This is a genomic window from Bacillus sp. Y3 (genome assembly GCF_008123875.1).
Lineage (GTDB): Bacteria > Bacillota > Bacilli > Bacillales > Bacillaceae > Bacillus > Bacillus altitudinis.
Map to the genome: position 1 here is coordinate 156,396 of NZ_VSSC01000007.1, position 19,009 is coordinate 175,404.

At 36.9% G+C, this 19,009-nt stretch carries 18 protein-coding genes; 9 read left to right on the plus strand and 9 right to left on the minus strand.

Annotation, left to right across the window (positions count from 1 at the left end):
* Positions 1 to 46: 46 nt before the first annotated feature.
* Genes FXF70_RS16625 through FXF70_RS16640 form a run of 4 tightly spaced genes read left to right on the plus strand, consistent with a single transcriptional unit; the run spans position 47 to position 2,841 of the window.
* Complete coding sequence (locus tag FXF70_RS16625; protein ID WP_008359329.1) at positions 47 to 853, plus strand: hypothetical protein; 807 nt, start codon at positions 47 to 49, stop codon at positions 851 to 853.
* Positions 840 to 1,652 carry a hypothetical protein gene (locus FXF70_RS16630; protein WP_008359331.1) on the plus strand — a complete coding sequence of 271 codons (813 nt, stop codon included), beginning with the start codon at positions 840 to 842 and terminating at the stop codon, positions 1,650 to 1,652. The genes FXF70_RS16625 and FXF70_RS16630 overlap by 14 nt, the downstream gene beginning before the upstream one ends.
* 14 nt (positions 1,653 to 1,666) lie before the next feature.
* Complete coding sequence (locus FXF70_RS16635; RefSeq protein WP_148780778.1) at positions 1,667 to 2,335, plus strand: ATP-binding cassette domain-containing protein; 669 nt, start codon at positions 1,667 to 1,669, stop codon at positions 2,333 to 2,335.
* A complete protein-coding gene (locus FXF70_RS16640) occupies positions 2,332 to 2,841 on the plus strand; it encodes a hypothetical protein (RefSeq protein WP_148780779.1) in 510 nt (169 codons plus the stop codon). The genes FXF70_RS16635 and FXF70_RS16640 overlap by 4 nt, the downstream gene beginning before the upstream one ends.
* Positions 2,842 to 3,163: 322 nt before the next feature.
* Here FXF70_RS16640 and FXF70_RS16645 read toward each other — a convergent pair whose 3' ends face one another.
* On the minus strand, positions 3,164 to 4,000 hold the full coding sequence (locus FXF70_RS16645) for a helix-turn-helix transcriptional regulator (RefSeq protein WP_008359338.1): 837 nt from the start codon (positions 3,998 to 4,000) through the stop codon (positions 3,164 to 3,166).
* Positions 4,001 to 4,103: 103 nt separating this feature from the next.
* On the opposite strand from FXF70_RS16645, the gene fabF reads away from it, so the two are divergent.
* On the plus strand, positions 4,104 to 5,336 hold the full coding sequence (gene fabF, locus FXF70_RS16650; protein WP_148780780.1) for a beta-ketoacyl-ACP synthase II: 1,233 nt from the start codon (positions 4,104 to 4,106) through the stop codon (positions 5,334 to 5,336).
* Between the two features lie 353 nt (positions 5,337 to 5,689).
* Here fabF and FXF70_RS16655 read toward each other — a convergent pair whose 3' ends face one another.
* Positions 5,690 to 6,145 (minus strand): stage III sporulation protein AH, encoded by a 456-nt coding sequence (locus FXF70_RS16655; protein WP_148780781.1) that lies wholly within the window; start codon positions 6,143 to 6,145, stop codon positions 5,690 to 5,692.
* Between the two features lie 573 nt (positions 6,146 to 6,718).
* On the opposite strand from FXF70_RS16655, the gene FXF70_RS19385 reads away from it, so the two are divergent.
* From FXF70_RS19385 to FXF70_RS16675, 4 genes are all read left to right on the plus strand, one after another.
* Entirely contained in the window at positions 6,719 to 8,782 is a 2,064-nt protein-coding gene (locus FXF70_RS19385) for a thioredoxin domain-containing protein (RefSeq protein ID WP_148780782.1), read from the plus strand.
* Positions 8,783 to 8,934: 152 nt separating this feature from the next.
* On the plus strand, positions 8,935 to 9,705 hold the full coding sequence (locus FXF70_RS16665; protein ID WP_148780783.1) for a SurA N-terminal domain-containing protein: 771 nt from the start codon (positions 8,935 to 8,937) through the stop codon (positions 9,703 to 9,705).
* Positions 9,706 to 9,923: 218 nt separating this feature from the next.
* Complete coding sequence (gene glpT / locus FXF70_RS16670) at positions 9,924 to 11,258, plus strand: glycerol-3-phosphate transporter (RefSeq protein WP_008343899.1); 1,335 nt, start codon at positions 9,924 to 9,926, stop codon at positions 11,256 to 11,258.
* Between the two features lie 92 nt (positions 11,259 to 11,350).
* Positions 11,351 to 12,232 carry a glycerophosphodiester phosphodiesterase gene (locus FXF70_RS16675; protein WP_148780784.1) on the plus strand — a complete coding sequence of 294 codons (882 nt, stop codon included), beginning with the start codon at positions 11,351 to 11,353 and terminating at the stop codon, positions 12,230 to 12,232.
* 40 nt (positions 12,233 to 12,272) lie between these two features.
* Here FXF70_RS16675 and FXF70_RS16680 read toward each other — a convergent pair whose 3' ends face one another.
* The 7 genes from FXF70_RS16680 to FXF70_RS16710 all read right to left on the minus strand — a co-directional run bounded on the left by FXF70_RS16680 (position 12,273) and on the right by FXF70_RS16710 (position 18,983).
* Complete coding sequence (locus FXF70_RS16680) at positions 12,273 to 13,661, minus strand: amino acid permease (RefSeq protein WP_148780785.1); 1,389 nt, start codon at positions 13,659 to 13,661, stop codon at positions 12,273 to 12,275.
* Positions 13,662 to 14,234: 573 nt separating this feature from the next.
* A complete protein-coding gene (locus FXF70_RS16685; RefSeq protein ID WP_017366501.1) occupies positions 14,235 to 14,744 on the minus strand; it encodes a hypothetical protein in 510 nt (169 codons plus the stop codon).
* 30 nt (positions 14,745 to 14,774) lie between these two features.
* Entirely contained in the window at positions 14,775 to 15,290 is a 516-nt protein-coding gene (locus FXF70_RS16690; RefSeq protein WP_017366500.1) for a stage II sporulation protein M, read from the minus strand.
* Entirely contained in the window at positions 15,268 to 15,876 is a 609-nt protein-coding gene (locus FXF70_RS16695) for an ATP-binding cassette domain-containing protein (protein WP_051626190.1), read from the minus strand. Before FXF70_RS16695 ends, FXF70_RS16690 begins: the two co-directional genes overlap by 23 nt.
* Positions 15,866 to 17,356: a hypothetical protein gene (locus tag FXF70_RS16700; RefSeq protein WP_148780786.1), complete on the minus strand. Its 1,491-nt coding sequence runs from the start codon at positions 17,354 to 17,356 to the stop codon at positions 15,866 to 15,868. The genes FXF70_RS16695 and FXF70_RS16700 overlap by 11 nt, the downstream gene beginning before the upstream one ends.
* Before the next feature lie 41 nt (positions 17,357 to 17,397).
* Positions 17,398 to 17,697, minus strand: a complete 300-nt coding sequence (locus FXF70_RS16705) for a circular bacteriocin, circularin A/uberolysin family (RefSeq protein WP_017366497.1) — start codon at positions 17,695 to 17,697, stop codon at positions 17,398 to 17,400.
* 395 nt (positions 17,698 to 18,092) lie between these two features.
* A complete protein-coding gene (locus FXF70_RS16710) occupies positions 18,093 to 18,983 on the minus strand; it encodes a helix-turn-helix domain-containing protein (protein WP_148780787.1) in 891 nt (296 codons plus the stop codon).
* Positions 18,984 to 19,009 lie beyond the last annotated feature (26 nt).

A 19,009-nucleotide genomic window follows, 5' to 3' on the forward strand; every position in this document is an offset into this window, starting at 1 on the left:
GAGTCGCTTCTATATTTAGTTTTAAATAAACGAAATGGAGAGAAACATGTTTTATTTGCTTATATTACGATTAATAAAGCGCCCTTCTTTTTACATATCATTAGCCATTGGTGCAATTTTAGCGATTGCTTATTTTTGGACAGAAGAAATGCCACTCAAAGAACATTTAGAACTTACAGGAGGAATTTCTTTTACCCCTTATACAAAATGGATGGGGATCGGTGGAATATCAGATTATCCAGCACTTTACATGTTCTTATTACCAATTTTGGCAACACTCCCATTTTCAGATCTGTACTCAAGAGATCGGTCAACTGGTTTTTTTCGCTTTTTAATTATTAGAGGAAAACAAAAACAATATTTCTTTAGTTTGTTTCTTATAAACTTTTTAGCAGGTATGCTCACAGCTGTCTTTCCCCTATTATTAAATATTTATTTGTCTTTCATGAGACTTCCAAATATAAAACCTGATAGAGCGATTAACAATGAGATGCCTTTAGACTCTGATAATACTTTCTTACCAGATCTATATTATACACATCCCTTTGTTCATATGCTTTTATATGTCATATTGATTGGTATTTTCTCTGGTATGTTCGCAAGTATAGCTTTGGGATTTGGAATGTTTATTAAAAAATCATTTGTTGTTCTAATTACACCTTTTGCAAGTTTATATGTCATAAACATGGTACTTTCAACACTAGGGCATCAGGAAATGATATCAACAAGCTTCTTGCAACAACAGGCTACAGATGGTGTGAGTCTAGCAAGTCTTGTTTTACACTTGTTTATCGGATTTATGTTAAGTTTTTCATTATACATTCTAGGGGTTAAAAAGAATGTTATTCGTTAAAGAACTACATATCGTTTTACTCGACATATGCCGTTATAAAGTGCGATTATTCATCTGGTTTTTTTGTTATTTGCTCTGTATTTTATATTTAGTCAAAGAAAGTATACCGCAACATGGAATAATGGGAATACCACAATCTTTAAATTTATTTTTCTCTTCCTATACATTTATTTTTCCCGTATTACCCCTTTTTCTAATGTTTTTTTCATTTGGAATCGTACCTTTTTTCGACTCTTCTCGTTTTGTTCGTTATCAAAAAAGAGAAAAAGTATTTTTATCGTTATTATTACGTGTCTTTTGGATCTGTCTAATATTCACTCTCATATACCTAATCGGTGGTTTCCTTCTGGGTGGCTTCCTGTCAGGAAGGTGGAACAACGTTTGGCTGTCTACAAAAGGAGCTCCATACTTAATATATGGCGATCAACTACCTTTAGATGAATACTTTTCATCTAATATCATGTTAATTAGATATCTGATTACAAGTTTATTGGTATTCCATCTGATCGGACTATTTGTTGTGGTTTGCTATTTGTTAAGTAAAAATTATATATACAGCTTTATTATCATTTCATCTGCTGTGATTCTTGATAAAATGCTTAATATTTATTTTGGTTTTTCTTTCATTAATGACTCACTGTCATTAGAAATGACATCTTGGCTTATACCAGGTTTATTTTCTAGAATGATTTATTTATTTAGTGGTTTTGGATTACTTTTTACTTTTCTAGCATATAAAATTTTTATCAAACAAGATTTTTTAACTGAATACGGCAATGATCATGAAAAAGAATATTAATCGAGGTGAAACTCATGTCAGAAGAATATATTAAAATTGAGGCATTAAACAAATTTATTAAAAAAAACCAAGTCCTTAAGAATATTAACTTATCATTACAAAAGGGGAATATTTATGGTTTTCGTGGACCTAATGGATCCGGAAAAACAATGTTGTTTCGTGTATTATCCGGATTAGTAAAACCAAGTGATGGAAAAGTAACTGTAGGTGGGAAACAATTACTCAGAGACATCTCATTTCCCGAAAATGTTGGAATATTAATAGAGTATCCTGGTTTTATCCCAGAATATACTGGTTTTGCTAACCTAAAATTACTCTCTATGATTCAGAATAAAATTAACGATAACGAAATTTCTGCTGTGATTTCTCGTGTAGGGCTTGATCCAAATGACAAAAGAAAGTTTAAAAAGTATTCTCTTGGGATGAAACAACGTTTGGGAATAGCTCAAGCAATTATGGAAAAACCGGATTTGCTCATTTTAGACGAACCTACTAATGCTTTAGATGAGAAAGCAGTCGAAATAGTACATCAATTACTCGTAACATTAAAAAATGAAGGTAAAACAATTTTGATCGCTAGCCATGATAAAGAAACTCTTCAAAAGGTTTCAGATACGATTTATGATATTGAATCTGGTGAAATTATAAAAGAAACGATTGTTGATAGGGATAAAGAAAAATGAGAAAAAAAGTAATAGTAATTTCAGTGATGACTATAATTTTTATCTTAATCAGCATGTTCCGCTATCAACAAGTGAATAGTGAATACTCCAACTATAAAGTAACAGAAAAAAACCTTACGACAAATGAAACGTTTGAATTTCTAAAAATAAGTCATACGTTTAAAAAAGCTAAGAAAATTAATACCATTGATGAAATGAGAAATAAAATAACTGAATACAGCATACCATTTACATTAAAAAATAAAACAAACGATAAACTTCCCCTACATCCTGAATTTTATAGAATGATGAGGGGAGAGGAAGAAACCCAGACCATAGACTTTATTAATAATAAAACAGGCAAAAGAGTTAAAGATATTAAGCCTCATCAATATATAAGCGGTACCGTCACCTTTACATTTGCAAATAATGGTGAGGGAAATTTAAAAACGCCTAAACTCCATATGATCGGGAGTGATGGAATATCAGTTGAGAAATTCATTGTGAAAATTGATTACTTCAAGTAGCATATACTATTCAAATCAAAAGAAATACGTCCTTTTGTCCTCTTCTACTTTAAGAGGATTTTTTATATAAAAAGGCGAAGTTTTACTAAAGTTAAAGTACGAAGGAAATTAATATATGAAAGCAGATGAATTCATGCCAAACAATCAAAAATCCACCCCACTCCACTGAAAAATCACCATACCTCCTTCAGCACAGCACACACACAATGCCTTCATCCAAATACAAATAACCAATTGCTACTATACTAGTTGTTTTTTAAAATCTACACAAAGTTAAAGAAGTATTCTTTGAATCAGCCCTATTCTTCTCTCCAAACAACAGCTACCCTTCAATTAAACGTTTCAACTTAAGCTCAGTTTCAGTATCCTCAACTGGAGTATAGACACTGCATCTTAAATCAGTATCCCCATACACTTGTAATGAAGTGAGATTAAACAACATTTTCCCTACCTTAGCATGACGAAATTCAATTAATACTTCAGGTGCATAGCTGATCTCATTTTCATTCCATATTTTACGAAACTCAGGATATGCCTGCTCCATCTCTTCTATAAATTGTTCATACCAGTCGTCCGCCACATACTGTCCATAATACGTTCTAAATATGGCGATATATCCTCTTACAAAATGCTCCCAATTCACGGCTAAACTTTTAAATTCCTTTCTTGCGAATAGTAAGCGGATGATATTTCTTTCTGCCGGGATGATTTGTTCAAAGTCCAAAAATACATTAGCTGCTGCTTGATTCCACCCAACAATCTGACTTCTTCTATCAGATATAATCGTTGGACAATAACGAAGTTCCTGCAGAATTTTCACTAAAGCCGGACTGATTTCCTTCTCATTCTCAATGATATAGGATTGTTTCACACCTTCCTCTAACGCTAAAGCGTACAAATATCTCCTTTCATCGTTATTTAATTGTAATGCACTAGAAATCGCATCTAATACCGAAGTAGATACTTTGATATCTCTGCCTTGCTCTAACCATGTATACCAAGTAAGACTCACACCGGCTAGTTGAGCCACTTCTTCTCTTCTGAGTCCTGGTGTTCTTCGGCGGGTTCCTACTGGTAAACCAACCATTTGAGGCGTAATTTTTGAACGTTGGTTTTTTAGAAATTCTGATAATGCTTGAAGTCTTGTTTCAGGTTTCAATAAGATCACCCTTTAAAATATTATTCATTATACTAGGATAAACAACAACTTGTAATAGGATAACACAATGGCTAAAGTTAATAAAAACAAGGAGGGAATGATCATGAAAAGAGTTGTCATTACTGGAATGGGAGTTATTTCCCCGCTAGGAAATGATATAGATAGCTTTTGGAATCAACTCGTTAAAGGACAATCGGGAATATCTCACATTGATTCTTTTGATACGACTGATTATAAAACAAAAATAGCTGGAATCGTTCGTGATTTCGATGCAGATGAAATATTAGGGAGAAAAGAAGCAAAGCGATTAGATCGTTTTAGTCAGTTTGCCTTAGCAGCCGCCGAACAAGCATTAGAACATTCACAATTACAGTTAGATCAAGTAGATCTTGAACGTTTAGGCGTATATGTTGGTTCAGGAATCGGGGGCATACAATCGCTTGTTGATCAGGTGAATGTATTAGATAAACGAGGTCCATCGAGAGTAAGCCCTAGCCTTGTCCCCATGATGATTTCAAATGCAGCTGCGGCCCAAATCAGCATCAAATTAGGCGCACAAGGGCCATCATTGTCACCGGTCACAGCTTGTTCTATCGGGAACACCTCTATTGGTGAAGCTTTCAATGCGCTCCGAAACGATGAAGCAGATATTATATTTGCCGGTGGAGCAGAAGCTGCCGTCAATCAGATATCTTTGGCTAGCTTTGGAAACGCACATGCACTATCTACTAGAAACCAAGACCCAAGTCGAGCCAGCCGCCCATTCGATACAGATAGAGATGGCTTTGTGATGAGTGAAGGCGCCGGTATCTTAGTATTAGAATCATTAGACAACGCAATTCATAGAGATGCACCGATATTATGTGAAGTAGTGGGATACGGGGCTAGTTCAGATGCACATCATATGGTCGCTTCACACCCAGAAGGTAGGGGTGCCTACTTAGCCATGAAGAAAGCATTGAGAAGTGCAGATATATCAACAAGTGAAATCGATGTTATTAGTGCTCATGCAACAAGTACACAAGTAGGTGATCGTTCAGAAGTTCTAGCCATTAAGAAATTATTTGGTGATCGTTCAGGCGAAATTCCAACAACGGCGAACAAGTCAATGACTGGGCACATGTTTGGTGCTGCTGGCGGAGTAGAAGCGATTGCTTTAGTGGAAAGTTTGAGACGAGGAATGATTCCACCAACTATTAATGTAGAGAAACAAGATCCAGATTGCAATTTAGATGTTGTATTAGAAGCGAGACAGCTTCCATTGAAATATGGGCTATCCAATTCTTTTGGTTTTGGAGGACATAATTCAGCCATCTTGTTAAAACATTACGATTGAAGTAGTGAAAAGAATACAATGAATTGATCAAGGGTTTATAGCCCTTGATTTTTCATGATGGGAATACCTCACAGACAATTGATCACGGACCTCAGCTATCTGATATAATAATTATATTCCTGTTTAGACGGTTTTGAGGATGAAGATAAGGATGAGAGTTTGGATTTAGTTATTAATTTCAAGACTCAACAATTTTGGAAACATTTAAAGTTCAAATCTTCTATTGGAACACAAACAATACATCTTAATTAAGAAATAAATGAGAACGCCCATAACATTTTAAAAGTAAGGAAACTATCTTATTAACCTCCTTACTTTTATATCAATACACTATTATTGAATACTAAATAGCATTAATCCCATTTTTCCATATGTACTTTTAATTCTGGTATACTTAATATCCTTTGTATCTCTGTATCATTTTCCGTATCTATATAACTTTCTTCTTCATGAGAAGATGTAACCAGCCATTCTTCTCCATTTTTGAAGAAGGACAAGTCTTCTGGTAAATTTGGTTGCTCCCAATCATATAAAGAATTTGCGAATTCTTTTAGAATACTCTTCGCATTTTCATCTGTATAATAGTAATAAACTTTTGCTGTATTGTTAAATATCATTGTGCTAGCCCATTCTGATTGTTCTTTCATCTCTTTCAATGAACTTTCAAGTCTTTTTAGGAAGGGATCAAAAGATTTTAAAGATCCCATATCTTTTCTTAAAACTAAATGAAACTCATCACAAATTTCGAAAGCCAAATCAATTAATTTGGAGTACTGCTCACCTTTTGGATTTTGATCAATAACTAACATATTAACACCTTCTCATATACCCATTTTTTAGATTTTTTGAATGTATGTTCTTTTATGCTTCTTAAACTAAAATTATGCAACATAAGTAACTCCTGTAATAGTCACCGCTAGACCTATTGAAATTAAATGTGCTAAAAGTGCTTCTCCACCAAACGAAGAGATTACTAGAATGAATAGTATATATTTATTTCCAACACCATTTTTAACACATATTTTCATAAAAACACAAAGCTATTATAACAGCTTTTTATTAATGATTAAATACACACAAGACGAATATAGTAATAAATTCCATTTATAAGGCGTTAATATAGGTTTTCATAATTAATGAAGCGAATAAAAGAATTGAAAACAAATCTATTGAAAGTTAAAATTTCCACAGCAGTCCCTATAAATCTTTGACCTAATTATAGTTTTTTGATTTTTGCTCAGTTTCAAAATAAAGAACTATCGGTTATTATCCTACGTAACTTTTTTGAAGTAGTACTATCTAAATTCAAATGAAATTCCTTAAGCTCATCACCCTTTACACTCAAAAAGATTTGATAAATAAATATGAAGGGAGGAGATTCCATGTCTACTAACAATAAACCCAACAGATTAATCACTGAAAAATCTCCATACCTTCTCCAACACTCCCATAACCCAGTTAACTGGTATCCATGGGGAAAAGAAGCATTTGATAAAGCAAAAAAAGAAAACAAGCCTTTGCTGGTAAGCATCGGCTATGCCACTTGCCACTGGTGCCACGTCATGGCACACGAAAGCTTTGAAGATCAACAAGTCGCTGACATCCTAAACGAGCATTTCATTTCAATCAAAGTCGATCGTGAGGAGCGTCCGGACATTGACTCGATGTATATGTCCGTTTGTCAGATGATGACTGGACAAGGCGGCTGGCCGCTCAACGTGTTTGTCACGCCTGATCAAAAGCCGTTTTATGCGGGGACTTATTTTCCAAAAAGAAGTGCTTACGGCCGTCCTGGCTTCATTGAAGCACTGACGCAATTGATGGATGCGTATCACAACGACCGAGATCATATTGAATCATTGGCAGAAAAGGCAACAAATAATTTGCGGATCAAGGCAGCAGGGCAGACAGAAAATACGCTCACTCAGGAGTCGATTCACAAAGCCTATTATCAGCTCATGAGCAGCTTTGATACGCTGTATGGCGGCTTCGGTTCTGCGCCTAAATTTCCTGCACCTCATATGCTCACGTTTCTCATGCGTTATTTTGAATGGACAGGGCAAGAAAATGCGTTATATGCTGTCACAAAAACGTTAAACGGTATGGCAAACGGCGGTATTTATGATCATATTGGTTCTGGATTTACTCGGTATTCAACCGATGAAAAATGGCTTGTGCCGCATTTCGAAAAGATGCTGTACGATAACGCCTTGCTGATAGATGCCTACACCGAAGCCTATCAAATCACTCAACACCATGAGTACGAAAAGCTTGTCCAAGACCTCATTCAATTTATTAAACGAGACATGATGAATCGTGACGGCTCTTTTTATTCCGCAATCGATGCCGATTCAGAAGGAAAAGAAGGGCAATATTACGTTTGGACAAAAGAGGAGATCATGACCCATTTAGGTGATGACCTCGGCACTTTATTTTGTGCGGTCTACCACATCACAGAGGAAGGAAATTTTGAAGGACAGAACATCCCTCATACCATTTCCACCTCATTTGATGACATCAAAGCAGCATATTCAATCGACGACAAAACCCTTCATTCCAAACTGCAATCCGCTCGACGCATTTTACTCACTGTAAGACAGCAGCGACCTACACCGCTAATCGATGACAAGGTACTCACCTCGTGGAATGCGCTGATGATCTCCGCACTTGCCAAAGCAGGGAGTGTCTTTCATGAAAAAGAGGCCATCCGCATGGCAAAACAGGCGATGTCTTTTCTCGAAACACACCTCATCCAACAGGGACGCCTCATGGTCCGCTTCAGAGAAGGGGACGTAAAGCATCTAGGCTTTATCGAGGATTATGCGCACATGCTCACAGCGTATATGTCTTTATACGAAGCGACCTTTGACCTAGATTGGCTGACAAAAGCCAGAGCCGTTGCTGAAAATATGTTTGAACTGTTTTGGGATGAGCAAATCGGGGGCTTTTTCTTCTCAGGCTCAGATGCAGAAGCGCTTGTCGTTCGTGAAAAAGAAGTATACGACGGGGCCATGCCGTCTGGTAACAGTACTGGACTCCAACAGCTTCTGAAACTAAGCAGAATGATCGGACGTCAAGACTGGATCGAAACACTAGAGAAGATGTTCAACGCCTTTTACGTCGATGTCTCTTCCTATCCAAGCGGACATACCGCCTTTTTACAAGGACTATTAAGCCAATATGCCGTAAAACGAGAAATCATTATTCTCGGGAAAAAGGGCGATCCGCAAAAAGAACAGCTTCTACAAGCATTGCAAAAACGATTCATGCCATTTGATCTCATTTTAACTGCCGAAACAGGGCAAGAATTAGCAAGGCTCGCACCTTTTGCAAAAGATTACAAAACGATCAACGACAGCACGACGGTCTATATTTGTGAAAACTACAGCTGCCGCCAGCCGATCACCAATCTCGACGAAGCGATGGAACAATTATTCCAAACTTGAGCTGTCATATGATGACTATGAGAAGACAAAATGAGGACAAACAGATAAAAAAAATGTCAATCCGCTAACAATTCGTCTATACGGTTTTATTTTTCCTCTAAAACGGTTAGAATGCGCACTAGATGTTCTCATACCGAAGGGAGAGAAAATAATTGAAAAAAGTATCATATACACTCATTGCTTGTCTGTTATCAGTGGGGCTTGCAGCCTGCTCATCAAACGATGCGAAACAGGATAAGCAAAACGATTCAGCCAAAAGCAAGGAAACAACACAGGCTGACCAAAAAGAGCAGCAAAAGCAAATGGAAGAGATGCAAAAGAAATTAGACGCACAAAAAATTGATGATCAAAAGGTCGTTGCGACCGTCAACAAAGATAAAATCACAGGCAGTGAATACAATAGCGCCTTATCGACCATTCAAGGTCAACTTCAGCAGTCAGGACAAGACCCAACATCTAAAGAAGGCGCAAAAGCTGTCAAGAAGCAAACCATTGATGCGCTAGTAGGTCAAGAGCTCATCCTGCAAGATGCTGAGAAGAAGGGCTATAAAGCCTCTGACAAGCAAGTCGATAAGCAGCTAAAAGAAGAAAAGAAACAATTTAAAGACAATGCTCAATTTGAAGAAGCACTCAAAAAGAGCGGACTGACAATGGATCAGCTGAAAAGTGATATTGCCGACAGCATCAAATACAGCCAATATGTCGACAAAGAAATTAAATCAGCCTCTGTGTCTGAAAAAGACGTCAAAGCGTACTATGACCAATACGCCGATCAAATGAAAAAACAAAAACAAAAAGCACCTGATTTCAAAGACGTCAAATCACAAATCAAGAAGCAGTTAGAATCTCAAGAAAAGCAAAAAGAAGTACAAAAAGAAATTGATCAACTAAAGAAATCTGCAAAAATTGATGTATCGATTTAACCACTATTAAAAATCCGCCATTGTGCGGATTTTTTTCATCACTTCATGAACTGTTTTTCCAAAATAATGACAAAAGCCTCATCATAAACATCTACTCCATCCGATATGATGGGAGTACAAAAGAAAGCGTTATCAATTCTTTTGTCTCTGAAAAAGTACAAGATCAAAGACAGACCTCGTACTTTTGTTTCAGTCATATCTACAAGAGGAGGATGTTTATGTTCAAATGGTTTAAACCCGCTCCGCATATCGACAGGCTCGATGATGCCAAAACAGACGAAACCTATAAACGGCTGCGGCTGCAAGTCTTTTTGGGAATCTTTATCGGATATGCGGGCTACTATTTGCTGCGCAAAAATTTCGCATTTGCCATCCCTTATTTACAGGAAGAGGGGTTCACAAAAAGTGAATTAGGCTTTGTACTAGCGGCCGTTTCAATCGCTTATGGCTTTAGTAAATTCATTATGGGAATGATCTCAGACCGGTGTAACCCAAGATACTTTTTAGCCGCTGGACTCTTTCTATCAGCTCTTATCAATATTCTATTTGTCTCATTTCCATGGGTAACATCCAGTGTATGGATCATGTTTTTATTCATGTTCTTAAACGGCTGGTTTCAAGGAATGGGGTGGCCGCCATGCGGACGAACGATGGCACATTGGTTTTCGGTGAGTGAACGTGGAACGAAAATGTCCATTTGGAACGTCGCTCACAATATCGGCGGGGGGATTCTTGCACCGCTTATCACATTAGGAATTGTTTTGTTTGCGACGTGGAAAAGTATCTTTTTCTTCCCTGCCATCATCGCCATTATCGTCTCCTTCGTCATCATTCTTCTCGTTCGGGACACCCCGCAATCCGCTGGTCTTCCGCCAATCGAAGAATACCGAAATGACTATCCGGCACAACAATATGAAGATCAAGAAAAAGAATTAACCGTAAAAGAGATTTTGTTTAAATATGTACTCAACAATAAATTCCTTTGGTATATCGCCATTGCCAACGTCTTTGTGTACTTTGTCCGTTACGGGGTCGTAGACTGGGCACCTACCTATTTAACAGAAGCAAAAGGATTCTCACCAGAGCATTCACGCTGGTCTTATTTCCTTTATGAATATGCAGGCATCCCTGGTACATTATTGTGCGGGTGGATTAGTGACCGCTTCTTTAGAAGCCGCCGCGCACCTGCTGGCGTCCTCTTTATGATTGGCGTATTAATTGCGGTTCTTGTGTACTGGTTAAACCCTGCTGGCAATCCAATGGTTGATAACATTGCCCTCATCAGCATCGGGTTTTTAATTTACGGACCCGTCATGCTCATTGGACTGCAAGCCATTGATCTCGCTCCGAAAAAAGCCGCTGGCACTGCTGCCGGGTTGACAGGATTCTTTGGATATATTGGTGGCTCTGCTTTTGCTAATGCCATGATGGGCGTCGTCGTCGATCACTATGACTGGACAGGAGGTTTCATTTTACTAGTTGGTTCTTGTATCCTTGCGATTGTGTTCCTCGCCATGACATGGAATACAGGAAAGCGCGTAGAGCAAGCTTAATGAAAATCACATAAAAGATTCATCTCCGCCCAACATGCCCTTTACATCTATTTCTTATGATGGAGGCAGTTACCGTAAAAGGAGGATAAAATATGAAGAAAAGTAGATTACTTGCTTTCGTGTTACTCTCTTTTGCTTTACTGTCTTTTGGTTGGGTGCCGACCACCATGTCGGCACATGAACATCTTTTATCTCCAGATCGCATTTTAACCGTTGCACACCGCGGAGCATCAGGGTATGCCCCAGAGCATACCCTAGCTTCCTACAAGCTCGCCACAAAGATGAATGCAGATTACCTCGAACTCGACCTTCAAATGACAAAGGATGGACACCTCATCGTCATGCACGATGAAACGGTTGACCGGACGACAAACGGAACCGGCTGGGTCAAAGACCTCACACTCGCCGAAATCAAACAGCTCGATGCCGGTGCATGGTTTAACGAAGCCAACCCCGACAAACAAAATGCCCACTTTATTGGACAGCAAGTCCTCACATTAGATGAGGTATTACGCTACTTCGGTAAACGAGAAAATTATTATATTGAAACCAAAAGACCAGACATCTATCCGCAAATGGAAGAAAAACTATTGGCCGTCTTAAAGAAACATCATCTTCTTGGAAAACATACGAGAAAAGGGCAGGTCATCATCCAATCTTTCAGCCAAGAAAGTCTATTAAAATTGCAGAAACTCGCCCCTCGGCTTCCAAAAGTACAGCTTTTAGACAGGGCGCAAATGACATCTATTACAGATGATCAGCTCGACTTCATCAAATCGTATGCAGTGGGGGTCGGACCGAATTTTAGAGCTTTGACACTTGAAAATGTACAGCAGGTCAGAAGCCACGGACTCCTCCTTCACCCATATACAGTAAACAGCGAAGCAGACATGACACGTCTTCTGCAATACGGCGTCACCGGTCTTTTCACCAACTTTCCAGATGTCTTTCAGCGTGTCAAAGCTTCTCTGTAAACGACAAAAGCCTTGCGGGTCCACTCCGCAAGGCTTTTGATTATTCCACCGTTTGATCAGAAGAAGCTGTTTCAATCGGTTTTCGTTTACCAATTCCAAAGATGAAGAAGCTAAGCGCTACAACAATCAAGAAAACAATCCCCACAATAAGAGAAATACGCGTATCCTGATTAATGAGCATAAACACAAGAACCATCAATAAAAAGCCAATCGTAAGATAATTAGAAACTGGTGCTAGCGGCATCTTGAATGGATGCTGATCAAGCGCTGCCCCCTTCGCTTTTCTGAAGCCAATATGACTAATCAAAATGACAAACCAAGGCACCATACCAGGAAGGACACTCGCACTATACACATAAACGAAAATGTTTGGCGGAGAAACGTAATTTAAGACCACCCCAACCGCTAAACCAATCAGCACAGCAAATGTCCCAAAATACGGTACACCATTCTTCGAAATTTTTGTAAAGAAAGCAGGTGCCTGTCCATTCACACCTAATGTATAAAGCATACGTCCTGCACTGAAGATTCCACTATTACAGCCGGACATCGCTGCTGTAATGACAACAAAGTTAATAATACCTGCTGCTGCCGTAATTCCAATTTTCGCAAACGTCGCCACAAATGGACTGCCTAGCGTATTCAGCTGATCCCACGGATACACCGTTACGATGACAAAGATCGCACCGATATAGAAAATCAAAATACGCCAGATGATGCTTTTGATGGCATTTGTCAGCGTCTTTTGCGGATTTTGCGCCTCACCTGCAGTAATCCCAATGAGCTCTACCCCTTGATAGGCAGCAATCACTAGGGACAATGCAAACAAGAAACCGCTAAATCCACCTGTAAAGAATCCGCCGTGCGCCCAAAGGTTAGACAAACCAATCGCTGTTCCACCATTGCCAAACCCAAAGAAAATAATGCCTAAACCTGCAATGATCATTAAAATAATCGTCACAATCTTGATCATCGCAAACCAGAATTCAAACTCACCGAATGACTTAACCGAAATCAAGTTGGCCGCACCTAAAATGATCATGGCGATTAATCCCGGAATCCACGCTGGTAAATCAGGGAACCAATATTTCATATAAGCACCTACGGCGATAATCTCAGACATCCCAACAATGACCCACTGGAACCAGTTACTCCAAGCTGTCATATACCCCGCAAGCGGATGAATATATTGATGCCCAAATGTAGCAAACGATCCCGTACTCGGTTCAAGATACAACATTTCTCCCATCGCACGCATAATAAAAAAGATAAAAATACCACACACTGCGTACGCGAGAAGAACCGATGGACCTGTCCATTGAATGGCTTTAGCTGATCCCATGAATAAGCCAACACCAATTGTGCCGCCAAGCGCAATCATTTGAATATGACGAGCACTTAACCCTCTCTTTAATTCCTTTTGAGCCACTTCTATTCCCCCTCATCAACAAACAACATAAAAAATAAAAAATCAGAATTTTCATTCTGATTCAAAATCTTCAATCTTTCGATGTATATTATCATAATAAATCTACCCTTAAAAAACAATTGTTTTTTTGAGGAAAACACTGTTATTATAATATTCAGATATTTAAATTCCTTAAATTTTGTTATTTGCATATAAAAAGTTAGGAACCTTTTATAACTAAACATATTTTTAAAACACGACCTTCTTCTACTAAATAAAGACCGAACAACGATAATCAAAAAGACATAATCAAATGACTATGCCCTTCAATTATATTCTCATAATATTTCTAAAACACCGTACGCTTAATAAAGACTCTACTGCTTTTTATCTTTTTTTTCTCTAGTAAGAATCTTTATTGTAAATAAGGAGACTAAGCCGATTAATATCAACACGACCTCCATCGTACCGGAAATATGACTAAACTTCAAAAAGGCTATAAGTAGAATAACCATTCCAACACCTATATAAAAGATTAAATTATTATTTTTTTTTGATGAATTCGACATATACTAAATCTCCTTTTTTGTATATTTAAATAAATACAGTTAAAGATTTATATATACAAATAACAGCCGCAATCACAATTATTTGTACATTTGGTTTCTTCTCAACATATCTTAACCACAGACTAACAACAACTAAACCTAGATAAAAGAACGGATTGAAGAAGATATTCGTTGAGAAATTTTCTGCTGTCAAATTATTTGCGTTTGATAACACAATAGTGTCTAACACTTGGTTTACATTTAAAATGAGATTAAATAAACTAGCAATGAAAAAGCTTTTCATCATATTTACTCTAATGTTCATCATGACAGAGCTAATATGAATGAGTAAAGAAACAATCACAACATCTATTAATGACGCTAAAATTAATAGTATAATTGTCATTAAAATCACCGTATTTTCCCCTACATTGATAGATGATTTTTTTAATAAGGGGGCAGAAATAGCATCTGTAATGTAAAGCGATACAATGAAATGAATGAATATAATGACGCTCCAAATGAATAGTAAATTAAGCTTTTCTTTTTTTAACATGTCCATCTCCCTATAAACAAAAGAAGTTCACTATAATAAGAATTCAACCACTGCAGCTAATAACAATAAAGCTGTCCCATAAATAAAGTATCGGATGACTGTATAAATATCTCTCCAAAAATCAAATCTGTGATCAAAAACGAAATATTTCAAAAACAAACTGACTGGATAAATACCGATTTTAAAGAAAAAATAAATTGCAGGAAGTTCAATCACTCCATGCAAAATATGATAAAGAACGTATCCTATATCATGCCCTAACAATAGAGCTCCCTTCATTGTCACTCCAAGCAGATATGCATTTGAAGCGATGAGAAAGGTGGTGAGCAGGCCTGCTGTAACGACACCAACGACAAGAACCATACAGTATAAAAAATTGTTAGTAAAATAAAGGAACACACTATCCTCTACATACATGACATCCGAGGGTGCTTTTTTAGTTATTATAAAACCAATAACACCGAATACTACATGAAGGAGTATAAATGATAGAGTAGAGACTGCTGAAAGTCTAACTTTAATTTTATTTATGAACAATTTCTTCATACTGCTCCTCTAAATAAAAAACCTTATCACATATCCCTCTTAATGTTTCAATTTGATGTGTTGAGAATATAATCGAACATTGTTTGCTCGCAAGTTCTTTAAATTTTTCAATGATCACTTTTTGACTTTTCTCATCAATACCTGTAAGTGGTTCATCTAATAATAAATAATGAATATCTTCATTGATGAGTGCGGCACAAAGCGCCAATTTTTGTTTCATTCCGTGAGAATAATGTTTGATCAATTTATCCTTATTCGGATATAGAGTATAGTCCTTTAAAATACTATGAATCTTTGCAACATCTTTTTTCTTAGAAACAGATTGTATAAATACAAGGTATTCATATCCTGTTAAATATTCATATGATCTAGGTACGTCAGGCACAAACACTACATTTTCCTCGGCCTCTTTCACGATATCACCACTATGTAACTCATAAATACCAGCTAAACATTTTAATAATGTCGATTTACCCGAGCCATTAGAACCAACTACAGCAACAATTTCGCCTGGTATTAACTCTAAATTGATCTTTTCAAAGATCAAACTGTTTCCATAACTAAAAGATGCTTTCTTAATTTGCATTTTTCATTACATCCTTCACCTTGGTATTTCTCAAATACAAGATCGCGACGACGAGAATTGAAATTTGGATCACGATTAACGTCACTATGTACTTTCCTAATTGAAATGGCATCTCCAGACTAAAAATTTCCATGATGAATATAAAGGAAAGCAAAATAGAGATTATGTACAAATAAACATTTTCAAATACGACTGCCTTACTTGAGTTTCCTATTTCATAATCACTTTCTGGATTTATTTTCGGAAAGAGTATGGCACCAATCGTAGCAGCTAGCCCCATGTTGATAAATACAAAAACAATTAAAAGAGCAACGCCAGTAATGAATGAATAAGGAATATGTAAGATGACCATAGTTATGACACTAAAGATTACTGGAATTCCAGATAAAATCAAATAGATATATACTTTCTGAACCAAGATTTCATTTAAAGAAATATTCCATGCAGTATTTGGTGGCAATGCAAAAAATTCAATATCAGGGCTAATCACCTTTTTTAAATAATCTGTTATAAAATTTGAGAAAGCCACAGCGATAAATATGATGGATAACAGAATATAGGAATCATTCCCTTTTAATAATAAACTAACCAATACCGGAACTATCGCTAAGGCACATACTTGTAGGACATATAAATATTTCAAAAACCTGAGTTTATTGTAGTAAGTTCTTTTTATAAGTAAGATATCTTTGTTAAAGAATACTCTCTTTTTAAACCCCACCTTATGCTGAACAACAGTTTCCTTTGCATTTAATTCTTCTTTACCAATTTTTCGAAACACCTTATGATGGTGAAACACCATAGACAAAATAAATAGAACTAAACAGGTAATTAATAGTTCAGTCAAGATGTTGAATAGATCAAATTGAAAATGATTATAGACTTGTATAATCTCCGATTCGAAATAATGGAAAATGGCTAACAGTACGATATACGCAGTAAAACATACTAAAATGAGCTTGACTAACCGTATATTTTGGCCAATACCTTTTTGAAAGTAGCTTCTATAAAAATGATAAGAAGAAAAGTTCATCACTGTTATAATGATGATTATCACTAATAACACAAAATAAATGATGTTTAATTGATTCTCAACCATAAACATAGGCACAAAAAAAATCAAGGAGAATTTAAAGACAGTTTTACCGAAAAAATAAAAATAAATATGCCGATAAATTTTTCTAAATGATTCTGTTCTATCCACAATTACATTTTGATGTAACGTGTAAATCAAATAATTCTTTATAGGGAAATCTCTCGCATCTATAATTGCTAAGATGCAACATAACGTACTTATAAGGGTCATGTCTAATATACGAGCTTTTAAAACAAAAAATAAACCTATGCCTATTGCAGGATAAATGATGAAAAATCTTAAAGATAGAAATAAATATGTAGCATGACCTAACCATTGTGGTAATGATGCTTCATCTATTTTCTTCCTAAGATACATTTTTTCAAATAGTAAAGCTAATCTCATATATATCACCTAATATAGTGTATTGGGGGAGAAGACAAAGCTTAGTAGTTAATAACTGCTTTTCTTCCCTGTGCCTTTGCTATTGCTTTTAAAGCACCGATTGCTCCAGCTAGAGCAAGTCCTACACCTGTGGCTGCGCCAACAATGCCAATAATAGATGCAATTGTTCCGCCTGCCATAATAAGGTCTGCAATTTTTTCAGCTGTACTTAGTTCAATGCCAAGCTTGGCTACTAAAAAGTTCTGATTAATACTCATAAAAGCAACAGAAGTTACAGCGACCGTTGCGATTAATGACATAAAACCTAATCCAAATAATTTTTTACGTGTTGTTAAGCTCATAAGTATTCCCCTTTTCTTTGATTATTTTCTCCCCCTTATTTATATCTTGTCATTTAAATTGTATAATTTCAACATTAAATACAAATTATATTATAATTAGTAAATTAATACTATTACACTAGATCTATCAATTAAAATGGAAATAAGAATAAAGACTGTTCTTGAAATAGGAGACATTGTAAAAAATAAACCTAAAGACCCCGAAATCATTTCATCAAAAAGATTGTCTACACACTATAATTCTAGTATTTACTACTAGGTCCAGCTCACAGTAGCCTTTTATAATACCTAAAAAAGTTGTAACACGGATTAGTTAATTTCAATCAGTTCCATAAGGTAGATCATATCAAAAAAAACTCGTAGAGAATCTTTGTTTCTCTACGAGCTGAGACCGCTCACACGGTCTTCTCAAGCTCAAAATGCAAATTCATCGGCACATCTGGCAAAGCCGAGGCCTCCTCCATATTCGTCGTAGGTGTTTTCTCATCCACTTCCTCAAATCGAAAACCGTCAGCCCAGACTGTTCCATGTCCGCTGAGTAGCACTCCAAAATGAATGGATTCACTGCGCGTAGGAACATCTAATACGATCGCATATTGATTCCATTCCGTAGAATCTGTCACAGGTCGATTCTGCATATTATCAAACTGCACCGTATCACCCTTTCCGTCATCTACCCGCATCCAAATTCCTGCTGAAGATACATTCTCTGTTTTCAAGAAAGCAGAGAGCTTCAATCGCTTGCCTACATACTCTTTTGCTTGAAACCCTTGCATCATCGTCGCAAACTGTCCTTCTTGTACGCCTTCTTTAGATGATAAAACACCTGATTGCTTTCCAGTATGAAATTCTGCTGTATCAACACCCATCTCATACATATGCGGATGTGAACCACTCAAACCCCAGCCAGGTACTGCTTCATGTAATGTCATCGAATCTTCCTCCTTTTTCATTCGCATGTCTCTCATCATGGACCTGTACATTCCGGGAGGTAAGGAATACAGATGCTTAAAAGCACGCGTAAAGGCTTCCTGCGATTGGAATTGTAACGAAAAAGCGATGTCTAAAATCCCCTGATCCGTATACAAAAGAAGCTGTGCAGCCGTAGCTAATCTTCGTTTCCGCACATATTCCCCCATCGACAGCCCGGTTTCTCGTTTAAACACACGCAGCAAATGAAAATGTGAATATCCTACTTTCTCAGGCACCTGTCTCAGCGACAGCTCATCCATCAAATGCGACTCCAAATAAGAAATCACCTCTTGCGTCACCCGACTATACATCATCTCCCTCACCTCTTCTTGATCATAAA